The sequence below is a fragment of the Pontimicrobium sp. MEBiC01747 genome, from assembly GCF_053601635.1.
The window spans coordinates 1-1,017 of record NZ_JBSHNS010000200.1 but is presented as its reverse complement, the minus strand read 5'-3'; the positions used below and the strand labels follow the sequence as shown (position 1 = coordinate 1,017).

Sequence of the window (1,017 nt, the reverse complement as noted above, 5' to 3'; positions counted from 1 at the left end):
GTGTAGCCTGCTTGAAAATAAGGTGCTAGTTCCTCCACTTTTTTAGCCGTTTTTACTTGCATACTTTTTACTTCTATTTTATTTATTAATTCGGAAAATGTTGCTTCTCCCGAATTATCAAAATTCCAATTAGCTAATACAACTAGTCTTACTTTATTATTATCTGGAATTGTCTTTTTAGAGTCTGCTCCTTTTAAATAATTGGCATACCCTTCTAGCGATACTAAAATAGCTGTATGGTTTTTATTATGTGTTGGCAAGCTATTTCCCACCATAACCGAAAAAACACCTTTCCCTTCTTCTTCATTAATATCTTCTATGCCCTCTTTATCTTTATTTAGTATATCTACTTCTTTAGCATGTGCTAAATAAGATAGACTGTCTTTAGAGGGTATGTGTTTTTCAAATTGCTTTTTAGTAATGTCTATAGTATAACAACCATCTTCTGGTTGCTCCCATTCCATTAGTTTTAATACGTTTTGCTCTTGAGTCGTTTTATTATGTATTTCTGGTCTTGTTATTTTATCTGAAGCTTCGGGTTGCAATATATCGGCAATAGTGCTAGATTTTATTTTTAATCCTGTCATTTCTTCTTCATTAAAGAGTAGTAATGCCATCCATGGTACTGGTTTAAAGTCCTGAGATGCGTTTCCTTCTTCTTGAAATGTATATGGTTTTCCATCTATTGTGCGTTCCCATGGTAAAGTGCGTCTGGAAAAAACAATATGTGGAAGGGTTTCTGAGTAACTCCCCGATTTATTTGCTGGTGGATATACAGAATATATATCATTTGGCTTTAATGTAAATCGTGCTGCATCAACTCCAAAACTGAATGTTTTATTTATATTTTGAATACTTTGTTCTTTATGTACTACATTCTGCTCTACCTCTACGGTATATTTCCCTGCGACCATAGGTGATAGAAAGCATTGCAGTATTTTTGTATTCTCACTCATTTTTAATTATTTACATCTGTTGGGTATTGAGGTATTTCTCCTATTTCGCACAGTACTGGTG

1 protein-coding gene is annotated in these 1,017 nt (G+C 33.5%); it reads right to left on the bottom strand.

Annotation, left to right across the window (positions count from 1 at the left end):
* On the bottom strand, nucleotides 1-956 hold a 956-nt coding region (locus ACVC2P_RS06465), incomplete at its 3' end, for a hypothetical protein (RefSeq protein ID WP_452597661.1).
* Nucleotides 957-1,017 lie beyond the last annotated feature (61 nt).